General features: G+C 61.5%; 13 protein-coding genes. 11 read left to right on the forward strand and 2 right to left on the reverse strand.

Features of this window, described 5'->3' with window-relative positions; all coding sequences use genetic code 11:
* Positions 1 to 52: 52 nt before the first annotated feature.
* The 8 genes from ACFX5Q_RS24920 to ACFX5Q_RS24955 all read left to right on the forward strand — a co-directional run bounded on the left by ACFX5Q_RS24920 (position 53) and on the right by ACFX5Q_RS24955 (position 11044).
* Positions 53 to 1231, forward strand: a complete 1179-nt coding sequence (locus ACFX5Q_RS24920; protein WP_404282315.1) for a DUF3095 domain-containing protein — start codon at positions 53 to 55, stop codon at positions 1229 to 1231.
* Between the two features lie 85 nt (positions 1232 to 1316).
* Positions 1317 to 2660 carry a nucleotide sugar dehydrogenase gene (locus ACFX5Q_RS24925; RefSeq protein WP_404282316.1) on the forward strand — a complete coding sequence of 448 codons (1344 nt, stop codon included), beginning with the start codon at positions 1317 to 1319 and terminating at the stop codon, positions 2658 to 2660.
* Positions 2661 to 2893: 233 nt separating this feature from the next.
* The gene (locus ACFX5Q_RS24930) at positions 2894 to 4228 is read left to right on the forward strand and encodes an adenylate/guanylate cyclase domain-containing protein (protein WP_404282354.1); all 1335 of its coding nucleotides are present in this window, start codon (positions 2894 to 2896) and stop codon (positions 4226 to 4228) included.
* Between the two features lie 156 nt (positions 4229 to 4384).
* Positions 4385 to 6280, forward strand: a complete 1896-nt coding sequence (locus ACFX5Q_RS24935; protein ID WP_404282318.1) for an ABC transporter ATP-binding protein — start codon at positions 4385 to 4387, stop codon at positions 6278 to 6280.
* Positions 6277 to 8175 (forward strand): ABC transporter substrate-binding protein, encoded by a 1899-nt coding sequence (locus ACFX5Q_RS24940; RefSeq protein WP_404282320.1) that lies wholly within the window; start codon positions 6277 to 6279, stop codon positions 8173 to 8175. The genes ACFX5Q_RS24935 and ACFX5Q_RS24940 overlap by 4 nt, the downstream gene beginning before the upstream one ends.
* A 2-nt stretch (positions 8176 to 8177) precedes the next feature.
* Positions 8178 to 9176, forward strand: coding sequence for an ABC transporter permease (locus ACFX5Q_RS24945; protein ID WP_404282322.1), 999 nt, complete (start codon positions 8178 to 8180; stop codon positions 9174 to 9176).
* Positions 9173 to 10354, forward strand: coding sequence for an ABC transporter permease (locus ACFX5Q_RS24950; RefSeq protein WP_404282324.1), 1182 nt, complete (start codon positions 9173 to 9175; stop codon positions 10352 to 10354). The genes ACFX5Q_RS24945 and ACFX5Q_RS24950 overlap by 4 nt, the downstream gene beginning before the upstream one ends.
* A gap of 210 nt (positions 10355 to 10564) precedes the next feature.
* Positions 10565 to 11044 (forward strand): class I SAM-dependent methyltransferase, encoded by a 480-nt coding sequence (locus tag ACFX5Q_RS24955; protein ID WP_404282326.1) that lies wholly within the window; start codon positions 10565 to 10567, stop codon positions 11042 to 11044.
* 37 nt (positions 11045 to 11081) lie between these two features.
* Here ACFX5Q_RS24955 and ACFX5Q_RS24960 read toward each other — a convergent pair whose 3' ends face one another.
* On the reverse strand, positions 11082 to 12497 hold the full coding sequence (locus tag ACFX5Q_RS24960; RefSeq protein ID WP_404282328.1) for an adenylate/guanylate cyclase domain-containing protein: 1416 nt from the start codon (positions 12495 to 12497) through the stop codon (positions 11082 to 11084).
* A gap of 175 nt (positions 12498 to 12672) precedes the next feature.
* Here ACFX5Q_RS24960 and ACFX5Q_RS24965 point away from each other — a divergent pair, with 175 nt between their 5' ends.
* The 3 genes from ACFX5Q_RS24965 to ACFX5Q_RS24975 all read left to right on the forward strand — a co-directional run bounded on the left by ACFX5Q_RS24965 (position 12673) and on the right by ACFX5Q_RS24975 (position 15499).
* Positions 12673 to 13524: a hypothetical protein gene (locus ACFX5Q_RS24965; RefSeq protein ID WP_404282330.1), complete on the forward strand. Its 852-nt coding sequence runs from the start codon at positions 12673 to 12675 to the stop codon at positions 13522 to 13524.
* A 74-nt stretch (positions 13525 to 13598) separates the two neighbouring features.
* The gene (locus ACFX5Q_RS24970; protein ID WP_404282331.1) at positions 13599 to 14114 is read left to right on the forward strand and encodes a GNAT family N-acetyltransferase; all 516 of its coding nucleotides are present in this window, start codon (positions 13599 to 13601) and stop codon (positions 14112 to 14114) included.
* Complete coding sequence (locus ACFX5Q_RS24975; protein ID WP_404282333.1) at positions 14114 to 15499, forward strand: hypothetical protein; 1386 nt, start codon at positions 14114 to 14116, stop codon at positions 15497 to 15499. The genes ACFX5Q_RS24970 and ACFX5Q_RS24975 overlap by 1 nt, the downstream gene beginning before the upstream one ends.
* Positions 15500 to 15520: 21 nt before the next feature.
* Here ACFX5Q_RS24975 and ACFX5Q_RS24980 read toward each other — a convergent pair whose 3' ends face one another.
* A complete protein-coding gene (locus ACFX5Q_RS24980; RefSeq protein ID WP_404282356.1) occupies positions 15521 to 17989 on the reverse strand; it encodes an adenylate/guanylate cyclase domain-containing protein in 2469 nt (822 codons plus the stop codon).
* Positions 17990 to 18052 lie beyond the last annotated feature (63 nt).

Here is an 18052-nt window from a genome sequence, read left to right on the forward strand (position 1 = left end):
GCTTGCGCAAGTCAATTTCGACGCATGATCGACTTCACCTTCAAGCGCTGGAATGTGCTATCTGATGCTCATGGAAACAGCCGTCGCGTCCGACCCGTTTGTCGCTTCTTTGCCGGTCTTCGCAAAGTTCGAAAGCGTTGCCGATATCGATAACTATCGGCCTCTCCCCGATGGCTGGGCGCTGGCCACCGCCGACATTGTCGGCTCGACCAAGGCGATCGGGGCCGGGCGCTATAAAACCGTCAATATGGCCGGCGCCAGCGTCATTTCGGCGCTGCTCAATGCGCTGGGTCGGCAAGATCTTCCCTATGTCTTCGGCGGCGACGGCGCACTCGTGGCGTTTCCCGGCTCGGCGCTGGAGATCGCCCGTAACGCGCTGGCGGCTGTCCAGAGATGGGTGGCGGACGAACTGGACCTGACCTTGCGTGCGGCAATCGTGCCGATAAAGGATATAAGAGCGCAAGGCCTCGACGTTCGCGTGGCGAGGTTCCAGGCCTCCGAAGCGGCCTTCTATGCCATGTTCGCCGGCGGTGGCGGCAGTTGGGCGGAAGCCGAGATGAAAGCGGGGCGCTACCGCATCGATCCTGCGCCGGCCGGCGCGCGGCCGGATCTGACCGGCCTCTCCTGCCGCTGGAACCCGATCGAAGCCCGGCACGGCGAAATTGTCTCGATCATAGCCATACCAGGGGCTTCGCGAGACTTGCGCGGTTTTCAGTTTCTGGCTTCCGACATCATCGCCCTTGCCGGCAGGCAGGAACGCGATGGCCACCCGGTGCCGGTAGACGGGCCGGCCTACAGTCTTCTGCCCGCCGGCCTCGATGTCGAGGCGCGGGCCACGGCGCCGCCAGGGCGGCGGTGGCTGGCGAAGCTGTGGGTGATGTTCCTGATGACGCTTACGGCCGTCACCGATAGATTTGGCTGGACGATCGGCCGTTTCGATCCGAAGGTCTATAAACGCGAGGTGGCCAGCAATTCGGATTTCCGGAAGTTCGACGACGGCTTGAAGATGACCATCGACGTTGACGCGGATGTGTTGCAACGGATCGAGAGCCGGCTGAAACAGGCGGAAGAAGCGGGCATCTGCAACTATGGCCTGCACCGCCAGAAATCGGCCTTGATGACATGCCTCGTCATCTCGCCGCTGCAGCCCGATCACGTTCATTTCATCGATGGCGCCGACGGCGGCTATGCGATGGCTGCCGCAAGCCTGAAGGCGAAGGTGCCGGTCTGACGACGGCTTGCGGAAATCTATTTTCCGCAATATGCCTCGGCCATGGGAGCGGACAGCCTGTCCGAATTGACGGGAAAGCAGATTTTTGGACGCCTCACGATCGACATATGACCGTCTTCTGAACCGGATTTCGGCGCGCGCCGCGCAAGTCGGGGTGATCGGACTAGGCTATGTCGGGTTGCCGCTGGCGGTTGCGATCGCACGCGCCGGCTTCCCGGTTTCCGGCTTCGATATCGAAGCCCAGAAGGTCGAGAGCCTGAACAACGGCCAATCCTACATTGAGGCGGTGACGTCGACAGCCCTTGCCGGCCAGGTGGCGAGCGGACGGTTCCGCGCCACTGCGGATTTTGCCGAACTGGCCGTCTGCGATGTCATCATCATCTGCGTTCCCACACCGCTGACGAAAAACCGTGAGCCGGACCTCTCCTTTGTCAGGAACACGGCAGGCACCATCGCGAAGCATCTGCGTCGCGGCCAGCTGATCGTGCTGGAATCGACCACCTATCCGGGCACCACCGACGACGTGATCAAACCCATGTTGGAAGAAACCGGCTTGCAGTCGAAGATAGACTTCTTCCTCGGCTACTCGCCCGAACGCGAGGATCCCGGCAACCGCAGTTTTGAAGTCGCGACGATCCCCAAGGTCGTGGCAGGCGACAGCGTTGAAGCGGCGACGCTCGTGCAGGCTTTCTACCAAGGCGTGGTCAAGACCGTCGTTCCGGTTTCCACCACGGCGACCGCCGAGGCGGTCAAGCTGACGGAAAACATCTTCCGCTCGGTCAACATAGCCCTGGTCAACGAGTTGAAGGTCGTGCTCGGGGCGATGGGCATCGACATCTGGGAGGTGATCGAGGCGGCAAAGAGCAAGCCCTTCGGCTACATGCCTTTCTATCCTGGCCCTGGACTTGGCGGGCACTGCGTTCCGATCGATCCCTTCTACCTGACGTGGAAGGCGCGCGAATACGAACTGCCGACCCGCTTCATCGAGCTGGCGGCAGAGATCAACACGGCCATGCCGCGTCATGTGGTCGATGAACTGGCGAAGGCGCTGGACCGGCGCTGCGGCAAGGCGCTCAGCCGCTCGCGCATTCTCATCATCGGGCTCGCCTATAAGAAGAATGTGCCCGACATCCGCGAAAGCCCTTCATTGCGGCTCATTGAACTCATCGAGGAATGGGGCGGCAAGGCGGAATTCCACGATCCGCATGTTACCGAAATCCCGACCACACGGGAGCATATGGCGATCAAGGGGCGTTGCTCGGTCGAATTGACCGAGGCGGCCTTGAAGGATTTCGATGCTGTCGTCGTTGCAACCGACCACGACGCGATCGACTATCAGGCGATCGCTGATCACGCTCTTCTGATCGTCGACACACGCAATGTTTTTGGCCGCCTCGGGCTAGCCCGAGAGACGGTGGTGAAGGCCTGACGGCGTCTGAGCCGGTGAATTTTGCCCGATGTCAGGATCGTGATTGCACTCCGCCGGCAGCCTCGCCACATATGTGCCCCAGGAGATAGATGCAGTTACGCCTGCTCCTTGCCTGCAAGGACAGTCATTCGGGACATTCTTCGCCGGCTTTTGCCGCCGAAGCCGGCTTCATTGACTTCGAGGGTGTGGCGGATCAAAGGAGATGGCTCGTCTTCGACGGGTTTCGAGATAGCATGAGCACAGCGCAAGTAGAAATTTCCACCATTCTCATGGATAAGGTTGCCGATTGGCTGACCCAATCGGCGCTGGCCGGCAACGACCTGGAAACATTGGTAAAGGGCTTTTGTGAACGGCTGGCTGCTGCCGGCCTGCCACTGAAGCGGGTGCATTTGAGCTTTTCGATGCTTCATCCGCTTTATGACGCGCTTGGCTTCACCTGGCTTCGCGGCCAGGGGATGGAAATGGAAGGCTTCCGCAATGAGGGCGGCGTGCAGTCTGACAGATTCCTGACCAGCCCATACTACCATCTGCTCACCAACAAGCTCGACCATCTGCGGCGCCGGTTGAACGCGTCGGTGCCGTCGGAGTTTCCTGTTTTCGATGAACTCAGGCTTATGGGCGTCACCGATTACATGGCTTTCGTCCATCCCTTCAGCGGCAACACCAGTCAGGGCATGCTAGGGTCCTGGTCCACCGACAGTGCTGCAGGCTTCAGCGACAGCATGATTTCGGCGCTGCTGCGCATCCAGAACCATCTCGCTATCGCAACCAAGATGGCGGTACTCACCAAGCTCGCCGACAACATGATGACCACTTATCTCGGCGGCGACGCCGGCAGGCGCGTGCTCGACGGCCAGATCAAGCGCGGCGAGGGTGATACAATCCGGGCCGCGCTGGTCATGGGCGATATGCGCGGGTCGTCAAGACTTGCCGAAACCTCCGGCCGCGAAATCTATATCGATACGCTGAACCAATTTTTCGACGCCGTTGCCGCCCCTTTCAATCGCAAAGGCGGGCAGATCATGAGTTTCATAGGGGATGGCTTCATTGCCGTCTACCCTTGCGAAAGGCACCGGTCGCAGTCCGAGATCGCCTGCCAGGCTGCTCTTGCGGCAGCGCACAAGGCCACCGCGCGCATGATGGACCTCAATCTGCGCAGAAAGGAGCAGGGGTTGGGCGACATAAAATTTGGTATCGGCCTGCATGTCGGCAATGTGATGTTCGGCAATGTCGGGCTTACAGACCGGCTCACATTCTCTGTCTTCGGCTCGGCTGTAAACGAGGTCCAGCGCCTCCAGACCCTGACCAAGAAATATCCGCACAGCGTTCTCGCCAGCAAGGACTTCGCCGGCTATTGCGGCGCCAATAGCTGGCTGACGCTCGGCATGGAGGAACTGGCGGGTATCAAACAGAAGCTGACGGTGCTTTCACCCGATCTGTCGGGTGCTCTCGCACTCGATGAAGACGCTGCGCCGATTCACGACCGCATATCGGACGCCGAGCAGGTCATGCTGCTTCATCGCGATGCCGCGCGGCTGTCGGCGGGCGACCGAAGGAAGCTCCAGTAACTGCCACGATCTGATCCGAACGCCTTGGTATGCAGTCCGGTCGCCGGTTCCGCCGGGGAACTCGTTTCGAATCCAAGTTGCTCTAGGCCGGCAATGCGCTAGTCTCGCTTCTGGGTTTGCCGGCCGGCAGGCCGCCAGAGTGGGCTGGTGTGAGAAATGAATTCGGGCGTTGATCTGCTGCGGATCGAGGATGTTGGCATCTCTTTTGCCATTATCGGGGGACCGTTGCATGCCGTAAGACGGGCAAATCTTCGTGTCCTGCCCGGCAAGGTCACTGCGCTTGTGGGCGAGTCCGGTTCCGGAAAATCGGTTCTCAGCCAGGCCGTGATGGGCATTTTGCCGAAGACAGCCCATGTTCGCGGCCGTATCCTGTTTTCCGATCCTGAAAAGCCCGGCACGACGCAGGATATCCTGCAGATGCCGCGTGACGGGCCCGAAATCCGAGCGTTGAGAGGCAGCCGCATCGGCAAGATCTTTCAGGAGCCGATGACATCGCTGTCGCCGCTGCACACGATCGGCAACCAAGTCAGTGAATCCCTGCAGATTCATACGCCCATGGCTCGGGCGGAGCGCAAGGCGCGGACCGAGGAAATGCTCGGCCTTGTCGGCTTTCCCAATCCCAAGCGCGCCTATGACATGTATCCCTTTGAACTTTCGGGAGGATTGCGTCAACGCGCGATGATCGCCATGGCGCTTATCTGCCGGCCGGCTTTGCTGATCGCCGACGAGCCGACGACGGCGTTGGACGTCACCATCCAGGCGCAAATCCTGCAATTGCTGCGCGGGCTTCAGACCAAGCTGAACATGGCGATGCTGCTAATCACGCACGACCTCGGCGTGGTCGCCAATGTCGCCGACGAGGTGGTGGTCATCTACCATGGCGAGATCATGGAAGCGGGGCCTGTCGAAGCGATATTCCGCCGGCCGGGTCACCCTTACCTGAAGGGCCTGATGGCAGCCGTTCCGCATTTCGACCTGAAGCCTGGCGAAAGGCTAAAGGCGCTCCGCGAGGTGCCGGTGAATGTCGAGAACCTGCTCGGCAAGCAGACGGCGCCGGCATCGAAGGGGCCGGACGACATCCTGTTGTCGGTCAGAGATCTGAAAAAGACCTTCACCACTCGCAAGTCCGGATGGTTCGGCGGGGGTCATCAAACCTCTGTTCGCGCCGTGGACGGCGTGAGCTTCGATATCAGGCGGGGTGAGTGCCTGGGTCTGGTCGGCGAAAGCGGCTGCGGTAAAACCACCGTCAGCAAGATCCTCATGCGGGCTGTCACCCCTAGCGGCGGCTCTGTGATCTTCAACGGCCGCGATGCACCGATAGACGTCTTGGAAGCCGAGGGAGAAGCCCTGCGCATGCTGCGCGCGAAAATCCAGATGGTCTTCCAGGATCCGGTTTCGTCGCTTTCACCTCGCATGACGGTAGAGAACATCTTGGGCGAGCCGCTGGAAATCCATCAACGTGGCAATGCCGCGTCCCGACTCGCCACGGTCAAGAGCCTGATGCAGGCTATCGGGCTCGATCCGCGCTTCATCAAGCGTTATCCGCACAGTTTCTCCGGCGGGCAGCGTCAGCGTATCGGCATCGCGCGTGCGTTGGCGCTGGGGCCTGAACTCCTGATCTGCGACGAGCCGGTTTCGGCGCTCGATGTCTCTGTCCAGGCGCAGATCCTGAACCTTCTGAAGGACCTGCAAAAGGAACTGGGCCTGACCTATCTGTTCATATCCCACAATTTGGCGGTGGTGGACTACATGGCAGACCGCATCGCGGTGATGTGCGGCGGGCGTATCGTCGAGCTTGCGCCGCGCGAAATTCTGCTTAGGAAACCGATCCACCCCTACACGCGCTCACTCGTCGCCTCGGTACCTTTCCCCGATCTCGACAGGCCGATGGATTTCAAGACGCTGAAACTCAGCGGCGCTTCCGACACCAGCGCATGGGGACCGCAATTCCGCGACGAGAGCGACGAGGATATGCTGTCGCCGCTCGATCTTGGCGGCGGCCACCTCGTGCTGGCCCGACGTTCGGCCGATGTCAGCGAGCTACGCCATTGATCAGCCGGCGCACCGTCCTTGGCCTCATGGCTTCGACATTTCTGCCGGGTACGTTGCGCGCCGACGATCTGGAGCCGGAATTTCTTCAGCCGCAGCTGAAGGCCAAGGCGCTACCGGCACTCACTGAGCGCCTGCCCAAGAGCCCGCGCGCGTTGAATCTCGCTGCGATGGGCCGGCAGCCCGGCCAGTATGGCGGCACGCTGCGAACGATCATCGGCAGCCAGAAAGATATCCGGATGATGACGATCTACGGGTATTCTCGCCTGGTCGGCTATGACGAAAAGCTCAACATGCAGCCCGACATTCTCGAGAGTTACGACGTAGCGGATGATCGCGTCTTCACTTTCAAGATACGGGAAGGGCATAAATGGTCTGACGGCAGCCTGCTGACGCCGGAGGATTTTCGCTATTGCTGGGAAGACGTCTGGCTGAACGATGAGCTTTCGCAAGGCGGGCTCGCCCCGGCCCTGCTGGCGGACGGCAAGCCGCCACGTTTCGAGATCGTCGATCCGTTGACGGTCCGCTATAGCTGGGATGCGCCCAATCCCGACTTCCTGCCCAAGCTCGCTGCTGCTTCGCCGCTATCGCTTGTTCTGCCGGCCGCCTATCTCAAGCAGTTCCACAAGAAATACCAGGATGCATTCCGGCTCGCCGGCCTGATGAAGGAGAACCGGGCCAAGAAATGGACGCTCCTGCATATCCGCATGTCGCGGCAGTATCGCCCGGAGAACCCGGATCTGCCGACGCTCGATCCCTGGCAGAACCGGACCAAGCCGCCGGCCGAGCAGTTCGTCTTCGAGCGCAACCCGTTCTTTCATCGAATAGACGAGAATGGCCGGCAACTGCCCTATGTTGACCGGATTATCATGAATGTCAGCTCGTCGGCGATCATTTCCGCCAAGACCGGTGCCGGCGAGAGCGACCTGCAAGGCATGGGAATTGACTTCGCCGACTACGCCTTCCTGAAGGATGCGGAGAAGCGCTACCCGGTGAAGATGCATCTGTGGAAACGCACCCAGGGTTCGCGGCTGGCGCTGCTGCCCAATCTGAATTGTGCCGACCAGGTGTGGCGTGGCCTTTTGCGTGACGTGCGCGTGCGCCGCGCACTTTCGCTCGCTGTGGACAGGCGCGAGATCAATATGGCTGTGTTCTACGGATTGGCGCAGGAAAGTGCCGATACGGTCCTGCCGGAGAGCCCGCTCTACCGGCCGGAATTCGCGAAAGCCTGGGTCGCCCATGATCCCGACCAGGCCAATGCCCTGCTCGACGAGGTCGGGCTCCAGGCGCGTGACGATGACGACCTGCGGATACTTGCCGATGGACGCCCGGCGCAGATCATCGTGGAAACGGCCGGCGAAAGCACGCTGGAAACCGACGCGCTCGAACTCATCACCGATCACTGGCGCAAGATCGGCATCGCCCTGTTCATCCGGACTTCGCAGCGCGACATCTTCCGCAGCCGCGCGCTTGGCGGCCAGATCATGATGTCGATGTGGTCGGGCATCGACAATGGCGTGCCGACCGCCGACATGAACCCGAGCCAGCTGGCCCCCACCATCGACGACCAGTTGCAATGGCCGCTCTGGGGTGCTCACTACTTGTCGCATGGCAAGATGGGTGAGGCGCCCGATCTTCCCGAAGTGGTCGAGCTGATGGCCTTGCTCAAGCGCTGGAACGCGTCGACCGAAGCCACGGAGCGCGCCGAAATCTGGAATTCGATGCTGTCGATCTACACCGATCAGGTGTTTTCGATCGGCACGGTGAACGGAACGCATCAGCCGGTTCTGGCGTCCTCGCGGCTGCGCAATCTGCCTGACAAGGCACTCTACGGCTTCGACCCGACTGCCTATTTCGGTGTCTACATGCCGGATACATTCTGGCTTGGAGACTCCTGAGCGTGCTTCGATATATTGTCTGGCGCATCACTGTGATGGTTCCAACGCTGCTGGTCATATCGGCGCTGGTGTTCACCATCATCGAACTTCCCCCAGGCGACTATTTCGACAGCTATGTCGCCGAGCTTCGGGCTCAGGGCGAAGGGGTGGATTCCGATCGCATCGAGATGATGCGCAAGGAGTATGGTTTCGACAAGCCGCCGATCATTCGCTACTTCTACTGGGTCGGCGGGATGCTGCGTGGCGATTTCGGCTATTCCTTCGAATATGAGCTGCCGGTTCGCGACGTCGTCGGGGACCGGATGTGGCTGACCGTGCTGGTTTCCTTCGTCACGATCATCTTCACATGGCTCATCGCCTTTCCGATCGGCATATACTCCGCAACGCGCCAATACAGCTGGGGCGACTACGGCCTGACTTTCTTAGGCCTTCTCGGTCTTGCCATTCCGAACTTCATGCTGGCGCTGATCCTGATGTATTTCGCCAACATCTGGTTCGGCACGTCCATCGGCCATCTCATGGACCAGCAATATCTCGCCGAGCCGATGAGCTGGGCCAAAGCGAAGTCGATCCTTGCCCATCTCTGGATCCCGGTCTTGATCATCGGCACCGGCGGCACGGCAAGCATGATCCGGCGGCTGCGCGCCAATCTGCTCGATGAGCTGCACAAGCAATATGTCGTGACCGCGCGCGCCAAAGGCCTTCATCCCTTCAAGGCCCTGGTCAAATATCCGCTGCGCATGGCGCTCAATTTCTTCATTTCCGACATCGGCTCTATCCTGCCGGCCATCATCTCAGGCGCCGAAATCACGGCGATCGTGCTGTCTTTGGAAACGACCGGGCCGATGCTGATCAAGGCGCTGCAAAGCCAGGACATGTATCTGGCAGGGTCGTTCCTGATGTTCCTCGCCTTCCTGACGGTCATCGGTGTCCTGATTTCCGACCTGGCGCTGGCGCTGCTTGATCCACGAATTCGTTTGCAGGGCGGTAGCACCAAATGAAGACGGATTCGCCGCTGCCCGCTCCGGGTGCTCCACTGCAACACTACATTTCCAGCGCGCCCTTCGACCTGCAGTCGGTCGAAGCGATGACGCCGGAGCAGTCGAAGGTCTTCCAGGCGTCGCAGTTGCGGCTGATGTGGTGGAAATTCTGCAAGCACCGGCTTGCCCTTGTATCGGGCATGTTCCTGGCGGTGCTTTATTTCGGGATACTGATCTGCGAGTTCCTGGCGCCCTACAATCTGCACACGCGCAACATGGACTACATCTATTCGCCGCCGCAGCGGGTGCACCTGTTCCACGACGGCCAGTTCGTCGGGCCGTTCGTCTATGGCCGCCAGATGACGCTGGACATGGACACGCTCAAGCGAAACTACATCGAGAACAAGGATGACGTTCAGCGGCTCCGTTTCTTCTGCAAGGGCGACAGCTACCGATTCTGGGGCCTGATCGAAGGTGACAGGCATTTTGTCTGCCCTGCCGAAAACGGCCAGCTCTTTCTGGCCGGCACCGACAGGTTGGGGCGCGATGTGCTCTCGCGCATCATCTATGGCGCACGCATTTCACTGACGATCGGCCTCGTCGGCATCAGTTTCAGCTTCCTGCTCGGCATCGTCATCGGCGGACTGGCCGGTTACCACGGCGGTATCTTCGACCTCATCGTTCAACGGATAATCGAAGTTCTGCAATCGATTCCCAGCATTCCGCTATGGCTGGCTCTGGCGGCGATCATGCCGATAACCTGGAGTCCGATCCTGATCTATTTCGGCATCACCGTCATCCTCGGGCTACTCGACTGGACCGGACTGGCGCGGGCCGTGCGCTCAAAGCTTCTGGCCTTGCGCGAGGAGGACTACGTTCTGGCCGCGCAATTGATGGGCGCCAGGAGCAGCCGCATCATCGGGCGGCACCTCATTCCCGGCTTCATGTCGCATCTGATCGCGACGGCGACGATCTCCATACCCGGCATGATCCTGGGCGAGACCGCGCTGAGCTTCCTCGGGCTCGGCCTGAGGGCGCCAATAACCAGCTGGGGCATCCTGCTCACCGAGGCGCGCAGCGTCAGCGTGATCGCGTTCTATCCATGGCTGCTTTTGCCGATGCTTCCCGTCATTCTCGTCATCATGGCGTTCAACTTCCTCGGCGACGGCTTGCGGGACGCCGCAGACCCCTACAAGTGAGATCGCTATTGCGCCGCGCGCCGGGCAGCCGACTCCACCCAGTATGATCCCTGTCGGCAGCCTGTTCGATTGTTGCAGCGTTCATCGTTCGCCTCTATATGTGGCGAGACGCGATCGGGTTAAACACGTCGCTTTCGGGTTTCACCCGTGAACCGTTCTGGTCGCGAGCATTGCCGATCTCTTGAGCTGATTCAGGACACACAAACGCATATGACTCGCCTCGAGAATTTCATCAGCAGGATGACCGCACAGCGCGACATTCTCGATCAAGTCTGCGCGGAGGTGGCGAAGATCGAGGGCCCCGTGCTCGAGCTCGGCCTCGGCAATGGCCGGACGTTCCACCATCTGCGCGAGCGCCTGCCCGGCCGCCGGATCGTGGTGTTCGACCGCGCACTTGGCGCACACGCCAGCTCAATTCCCGAAGCTGAAGACCTCGTGCTCGGCGAAATACGCGAGACGGCGGAGAGGTTCATTGGCATCGACGCCGTCCTTGTTCATGCCGACATCGGCACCGGCTATGACGATCGCGATGCAGTGACCTCTACCTGGCTTCCCGATCTGATCGCGCGCCTGCTTCGCGTCGGCGGCATCGCGGTCAGCGGCACGCCGCTCGATCACCCGCTGTTGCAACGCCTCACGCCGCCGCCTTCGGTGCCCGCCGATCGTTATTTTATCTCCAGGCGCGTGTGAGCGGCCGAGACGACCCCAATCTTCAGGGGCCAAATCGTCAGGGGATCGTATAGACTGCTATCTCCCGCTCAATGCCGCGCAGCGAGACCTCGTGAGGCACGGGGGTCAGCGCGTTCCTGTGCAACAGATCGGCAGTGAGATTGTCGTCGACCACCGCACGAGTGGCGAAGATCGCCTGTGCGTTGGCGAGGTTCTGGACCCGCGAAGCAATGTTGACCGTCTGGCCGAAATAGTCCTGCCGCTCGTTCATGGACACGGCGATGCAGGGGCCGGCATGGACTCCGATCTTGAGCAGCAAATCCTCACGCCCGCTCTTGTCGTTGAGCGCACGCATGGCATCGCGCATCCTGAGGGCCGCAGCAATCGCACGATCAGGCGTCGCGAAGGTCGCCATCACCGCATCGCCGATCGTCTTCACCACCGCGCCTGCCTCCGCCGCGACGATCTCGTGCAGAACCTGGAAATGCTCACGTACGAGATCGAAGGCTGAAAGATCGCCCACCCGCTCGTAAAGCTCGGTCGATCCGCGCAGGTCGGTGAACAGGAAGGTCAGGCTGGTGATCTTCAGGCGTTGGTCGATATCGAGCGTATCCGTGCGATAGAGATCGCGGAACGTCTGGTTGGTGAGCAGGCGCTTGGCGGTCAGGAAGGGCCGGCGCTTGCCCAGGAAATCATGCAATACCGGGCAGGCGATGAAGACCGTCGGCAGGACGCGGGTGTCGGTCCTGTTTTCCAGCGAAATGCGCAAAGGGCCGGGTTGCATCTCCAGCGTCTGGTTCTGGACATGGTCGCGGTCGAAGACCAAAGAGAGGCTTCGGCGCTCTGTTGCTGGTTCGCCCTTCGCGTCGATGAATTGCGCCGAATGGGTGACCGGCTCGAAGACGATGATGAATTGGGGCGGAAGCTGTATGTGCAGAACCGCCTTTTCACCGGGCGCAAGCTCGATATCCTCCAGCGAGAACGCTTCCATCTTTGTCGCCAAATCCTCGTCCGGCAGATCGGCGCCGGACGCCCAGTAGATCTGGCGGTAATATTCCACCAACGGCAGTTCGTGCGGATTGTGGGCGGCAATCCTGCGCACGCGGGGACTGACGGTGAATGTCACCTCGACCATCTCGTCGAGCGTCGGCGAATAGCCCTGGGAGCACAATGCGCAGGTGTATTCGTCCTTCTGCATGGTTTTCAGCGTGGCGTTGGTGTCGAGCACGCCGCCACAGCCGGGGCACAGAACATTCCAGGAAATGTCGAAGATGCCCACCCGCGCCGCATGGAGAAAGGCGCTGATGGCGCGTTCCTCGTCGAGGCCATGCTTGCTGGCGAAGGCCGGCACATTGATGCGGCAAAGTTCGCGGTCTATGCCCTCCGCGATGGTTCGCTTGATCGCGTCGATTGCCTGCGGATCGACATCGGTCGATTGCCGCAGAAGCGAGAACAGATCCTGAGCTTCGGTCATCGTGCAGGCTCCGGAAAATGCGCCCCGAGACGGGTTGGCTGGACCGATCTTCGGCCCGAGCGCTCCATCTTACGTCGAAACGGACGGTACAGCCATTCGAATGGATAGACCTGGTGACGGTTCAATTTCCATCCGGCGGATTTTCACCGGCCGCAAGCGGCACTATGATGGGTCCATGGGGCATTCATCCTTGGGGCTTTCTCCCGTGCCGACACCCGACAACCCGCCATTTCCCGCGGCCCTGCGGCTTTTCTCGGCGGCGGTCATCATCGTCCTGATCGTCGGCGCCGGCCTGTTTTTTGCGCCTGCGCTGGTCAAGCCGCGCTGGCCCTGGGCCGTCACGCCGTTCAATGCCCGCTTCCTCGGCGGCTTCTACACCGCCGAAATGGCCGTGATGGCGGCGCTGCTGGTCTGGAATCGCTGGTCGCCCGGCAGGCTCGTGCTCGTCATGGCCTTCATCTTCACCGTCATCGTGTCGGCGGCGTCGTTCATCAATCTCGGCTATTTCAACTTCGAGCGCAAAGCGCCCTGGCTCTGGTTTCTGGTCTATCTTGGTTCGGCCGCGGTATCCGGGCTGTTCCTGTGGCAGGCCAGGGCCCGCCCTTCTGCAAAAGGCGTGATCTTAAACCCCGCATGGCGCGCCTACATGCCGATGGAAATGGCGATCCTCGGGCTCTATGGCGCCGGCCTGTTGCTGTTTCCCCTGACATTCGGGGGCTTCTGGCCATGGCCGATCGATGCCTTCCACGCTGAGGTCTACAGCGCCATCTTCCTCGCTGGTGCCGGCGGCACATATCTCGTCTGGAGAAGCGCGCCGCGCGAGGAATTGCTGGTGCTCGGCCTGGCGCAGTTTCTGGTTGGCCTGCTTGCCATCCTTGGCCTCGTCATCACCGACGCTGCGGTGCACCGGATCAACTGGACGGCGACCGGGACATTGTGCTGGCTCGCCCTTTTCGGCTGGATCGGCATCAGCGGCGTCTTCAAACTCTGCGCCGCCTCCAGGTATTTTAGCGCGCAATCGGCATAGGTTGCAGAGACGGCTGGATTTTCGGGTGACGTCCGGTGCATCGTGCCGGGCCGATTGCCTTTGCCGGGAAAGCCATGACCTCGCCCTCCTCCGACAAAATCCAGCCGCAGCTCCGGGCCGTCCGGCCAAGCGATGCGGAGGCGCTTTGCGCTATCTTCAACATGCCGGGCTTCCGCTGGGGCACGCTCAGGATGCCCTTCGAGATGGTGGAGCAGGTGGAGCGGCGCATCGCCAAGTCCGGCCAGGAAACCACCTGGATCGTTGCGGAGCTGGACGGCAAGGTCGTCGGCCATGGCAGCCTGGTCGTGCAGGGTTCGCCGCGCCGTTCGCATATCGGCGAGATCAATATCGGCCTTGACGATGGCTTTGTCGGCAAGGGTATCGGCTCTGCCATACTTGCCGCGCTGCTTGACGTGGCCGACAACTGGCGCGCCCTGAAGCGGGTCGAATTGACCGTCTATGCCGACAACGAACCGGCCGTCCGTCTCTACACAAGCCACGGCTTCAAGGTCGAAGGCCGCCATGTGAAGGCGGGTTTTACCGACGGGCAGTACCACGACCTCCTGAGCATGGCCCGGCTGCGGTTCTGATGACCGCCGTCTTTGACCCAACCCCTAAGCCTCCGGTGGAAATTCTGGCTGCGCTGTCGCTGCTCTGCCCGGAAGTCGTGCGTGACATCGAGCAGAACTGGAATGCACCGGTTTCCGATTACGCCCGCCATCTGTGGCGGCCGGTGGCAAGGCCTGCATCGGCCCCGGCGATCGCTGCCCGCTCGATCCTGCGCGAAGTCCTGCATCAGCGCCTTGGTGCGATCATGCAGCCTGAAGAGATCGGCAAGGCCCTCGAAGAGTTCGAGCACAGACCGGTGATTCAGTCCGGCCTGCACTGCCTGCTTCTGATGGACCGGATCACCTTCGATGCCTTCCTGCTTGCCTGGCTCGGCGCGATCGAAAACGGGCTGTCGGCCTTCTTCGGCTTCATGGGAACGACGATGACCATGGAGACAATTGGCCGGGAGGGGCCGGGATGGCTCGATGTCGGCGACGACAAGGTCAACCTGTTTGGCATGGGGCGCCACAAACTGTGCCGCAAAAGCGCCTGCGCGGCCGGTCCCGTCACCCTCAACAAGCGCGCGCTCGAAGCGGTGGGCGACGAAACGGATGCCAGCCGCTGGCTGGGCACACTGCTTGCCAGCCAGGACAAGGTGTTTGGAACCGCCGCCGATGCGCTGACAGCCCTCAACGAAGATCTGGTCGCCGATTGGGATCGTTCCGGCATGGCCCTGCCGGTTTTCATCGATGATCGGCTCGCCGCGACTGTCGTAGCGCGGCATCTGGAATATGACGGCAGCCTTCTTTGCAGGCTGCTCATTGAGCCCGCAAGGCGCCAGCGTCTCGAACGTGCCCTGCAAGAGGCCGCATCGAGCCCATTTGGCACATTCCTGCCCAATGCCACGGCCTATTTCTGGGGCATCCGCGAGGAGCGCGTGCGCAAGCTCGTCCTCGAGAACGGGCGCCTGATCGAGCCTGACAGGCTACACGGCCTTTCCATCCCGTTCGAGCGGCCGCATCTCAAGCAGGCGCTGCTGGACGGCGTGCTGCTGCCGAACTTGTTCCTGATGTTCCTCGTCCTTGCCATATTGCCGCGTGTGCGGGTTGTGGGCGGCCTGAGACAGATTGGTTATGTAGCGCTTTTCTACTCGATCCTGCTGGCTGTGCTAGATGAAAACGCGCCGGAAGAGCGCGATCTGGCTGCGGAGCTGCAGGTTCGGGAAAATGCCTGGGGCACCGGGGTCATCGATGAAAAGATCTCGGTCCGCGAGCAGCTTGCCGGCCTGCCGGACGGGGCGCTCTTCCCGGACCTGCTCCGGCAATACCGTTTGCGGACATTTGCCGAGACGACCGACGACCTGAAACTGGTTCGCGAAAACGCCCGATGGCGCAAGATCGGCCAGGCAAAGATCAAGGCGACCTGAGCCTTATTTCAGGTTGCCCTACTACCCGGGCTTGTGACAAAGCCGATCCAGCGCGTCTCGAAGTGCAGTGACGGCATCGCCACGCTCGTCAGTGGGCATCAGCTCCGGTTCAAGTTCCAGCCTGAAGTGCGGCAGCTCGGTTCGAACGGCACGACGAGCGGCCGCCAGATTGGCCTTCAGATCGATGACGCGGTAGGTGGCGACGGGATAGGCGATCCCCTTGACCTGGACGTGCCCCAGCTCCTCACAGTCGATTGAGTCCTTCACTTGCGCAAACGTCTCGTAGGAAATGAGGATGGCCCCCGGCGGCGCCTCCTGCTCCAGGCGCGAGGCGAGATTCACGGCGCCGCCGATTATCGTGTAGTCCATTCGGTCCTCGCTGCCGAAGTTACCGACGGTGCAGTAGTCGGTATGGATGCCGATGCGACAGCGCAGCGGTGTTTCGATCCCCATGTCCCGCCAGACTTCGGCAAGCTCGCTAATCCGCTTTTGCATTGCAAGTGCCATCTGCGCGCAAGCCAGCGCGTCCTCCTTGACGCCGCGAGTCTCGGGATCGCCGAAAAACATCAGGATCGCGTCGCCGACATATTTGTCGATCGTCGCGCCGTGATCCGAAGCAATTTTCGACATTTCCGTCAGATAGTGATTGAGGAGTTGGGTGAGATCCTCGGATTCCATTTTGTCAGTGGTCTCGGTAAAGCCCGCGATATCGGAGAAGCATATTGTCAGTTTCTTCCGCTGGCTGGCGATCCTGACCTCCTGGCGGCCGGTGAATATCGAGCTATACACCTGGGGCGCCAGATACTTCGCCAGCTTGCTGGAAAGCGCCTCCAGAACCACCGATTTCTCGGCAAGGTTCTCCTCCCTTTGCTTCAGCTCAGTGATGTCCGAATAGACGGCGACCGTTCCGCCGGCGCTGATCCGCCGCTCGCTGATCATGACCCATCGCCCGTCCCCTCGCCGCTGCACCCAAGGTTCGCCAGGGTTGCGGTGCCGCGAGAGGCGCTCGGTGACCCACTCCTCGACCCGCCCCTCGGCGTCCCTGATGTAGCCGCGCTCAGCGGATCGGCGAATGATTTGCTCGAATGTCGTGCCGGGCGTCAGTTCGGTCTCCAGACCGGTGTAGAGCAATTCGCGGTAGCGGCTGTTGCTGAGGACGAGCCGGTCCTCCCCGTCGTACAGAGCGAATCCTTCGGAGATGCTTTCGATGGCATCGATGAGCCGCTGACGAGCTTCCGCAACGTCGCGCAGGTTCTTTTCCTCGACCTCGACAGCAGTATCCCGGAAGAGTCTCAGCGCTTCGGCCATGCGCCCGATTTCGTCGCTGCCCGCGGCAGGCAGCGGCGCACGAAGGTTGCCCCCCGCAATCGCGAGCATGCCCTGGCTCACGGCCCCCAGTCGGGCGAGGAGGCTGCGGTCGACATAGAGCCAGACAACCAGAACCGAACTCAGGAGGCTGAGGAAGGCGGAGCCGAGCACAACCGCGGTGCCGTAGCGCTGGACGAGCGCGGCTTCGCGACCGGACGCAGCGATCTCCTGGTCTGCCGTAGCGACCAGGCGATCGACGCCAGCGGTGAGATTGCGCGACAGTCGATTGTTCTCGGCGAGAAGCCTTTCGCCCTGTGCCAGGACAGCAAACTCGTCCTCCCGCGCCTTGGGGATGCTGTCCTCGCCGTCGGTCAAACCCTTGAATTCGTCGACACGCTGCCGGAAGCGGGTCCGCAGCTTTTCGTCGATCTTCATGGAAGCCTTTTCAAGAGCAGTGAGCGAACGGCGTAGCGGAAAAAGGATCAACGCCAGGTCGCCCGGCGTCGGCGCGTTCGCGACCTTCACCAGCGCGTCGTTGACCGCCGAGATCTCCCGCTGCGCCTTCTGCTGGGGGATGTAGGCCGCAATCGCCTGGACCAGGTCGGCCATCGCCGCTGCGCGTCGATCGGGCGACAGCGACGTGTCGGCCGCGACCGCCCGCCATTGCGGGAGCCTGGAATCCATCACTAGGATGCCGGTGGCGACAAGGCGCTGGCTTCCGGTCGTCGTCGCGGCGAGGCGGTTCAGGAGCTCCTCCTTGCGGGCGACCACGTCGAGCCGGGCGACAACTAGAGAGTCGAGCTCCTTCAGGTTGCGCCTCAGAACAATCGCGGCTTCCTCGATCTCGGCCAAAGGCACTGTGCCTAACGTGGCATCCCGGAGGTCCGTGCGCAGGGCCTCGAGGCGGGACATCTCGAGCGCGACGGCAGCCGAGACCTCGCTGTGCTGAGCCCTGCTAGTCGCTGCCAGCACCGATGGCGCGGCAGCAGCGACCCGTTCGGCCTGGCGCGACAGCTGGAGGGAGGCGAGCGCCGACGGCACTCGATCCGTGGTAATTCGGTCGACGACGTCGCCAACCTGCAGGAAAGCATAAAGCGCCGCAGCGGTTGCCAGCACCGCAAGGGCGCTGATCCCGAAAAAGGCGAGCAACAGCCGGCCCCGTATGCCGAGGCGTTCAAGCATCTCGGCGAGTCGGAACAGTCCGGCCACACTGGTCTGCATCAGACTAGACGTCTCAGCCGGCAC

Source organism: Mesorhizobium sp. IMUNJ 23033, assembly GCF_044778005.1.
Taxonomy (GTDB): Bacteria; Pseudomonadota; Alphaproteobacteria; order Rhizobiales; family Rhizobiaceae; genus Mesorhizobium; species Mesorhizobium amorphae_A.

Bases quoted from the DNA above. Each gene is read 5' to 3' on its own strand.
- ACFX5Q_RS24920 (WP_404282315.1), top strand. From the start codon at position 53: ATGTGCTATCTGATGCTCATGGAAACAGCCGTCGCGTCCGACCCGTTT.
- ACFX5Q_RS24930 (WP_404282354.1), top strand. From the start codon at position 2,894: ATGAGCACAGCGCAAGTAGAAATTTCCACCATTCTCATGGATAAGGTT.
- ACFX5Q_RS24935 (WP_404282318.1), top strand. From the start codon at position 4,385: ATGAATTCGGGCGTTGATCTGCTGCGGATCGAGGATGTTGGCATCTCT.
- ACFX5Q_RS24950 (WP_404282324.1), top strand. From the start codon at position 9,173: ATGAAGACGGATTCGCCGCTGCCCGCTCCGGGTGCTCCACTGCAACAC.
- ACFX5Q_RS24955 (WP_404282326.1), top strand. From the start codon at position 10,565: ATGACTCGCCTCGAGAATTTCATCAGCAGGATGACCGCACAGCGCGAC.
- ACFX5Q_RS24960 (WP_404282328.1), bottom strand. From the start codon at position 12,497: ATGACCGAAGCTCAGGATCTGTTCTCGCTTCTGCGGCAATCGACCGAT.
- ACFX5Q_RS24965 (WP_404282330.1), top strand. From the start codon at position 12,673: ATGGGGCATTCATCCTTGGGGCTTTCTCCCGTGCCGACACCCGACAAC.
- ACFX5Q_RS24970 (WP_404282331.1), top strand. From the start codon at position 13,599: ATGACCTCGCCCTCCTCCGACAAAATCCAGCCGCAGCTCCGGGCCGTC.
- ACFX5Q_RS24975 (WP_404282333.1), top strand. From the start codon at position 14,114: ATGACCGCCGTCTTTGACCCAACCCCTAAGCCTCCGGTGGAAATTCTG.
- ACFX5Q_RS24980 (WP_404282356.1), bottom strand. From the start codon at position 17,989: ATGCTTGAACGCCTCGGCATACGGGGCCGGCTGTTGCTCGCCTTTTTC.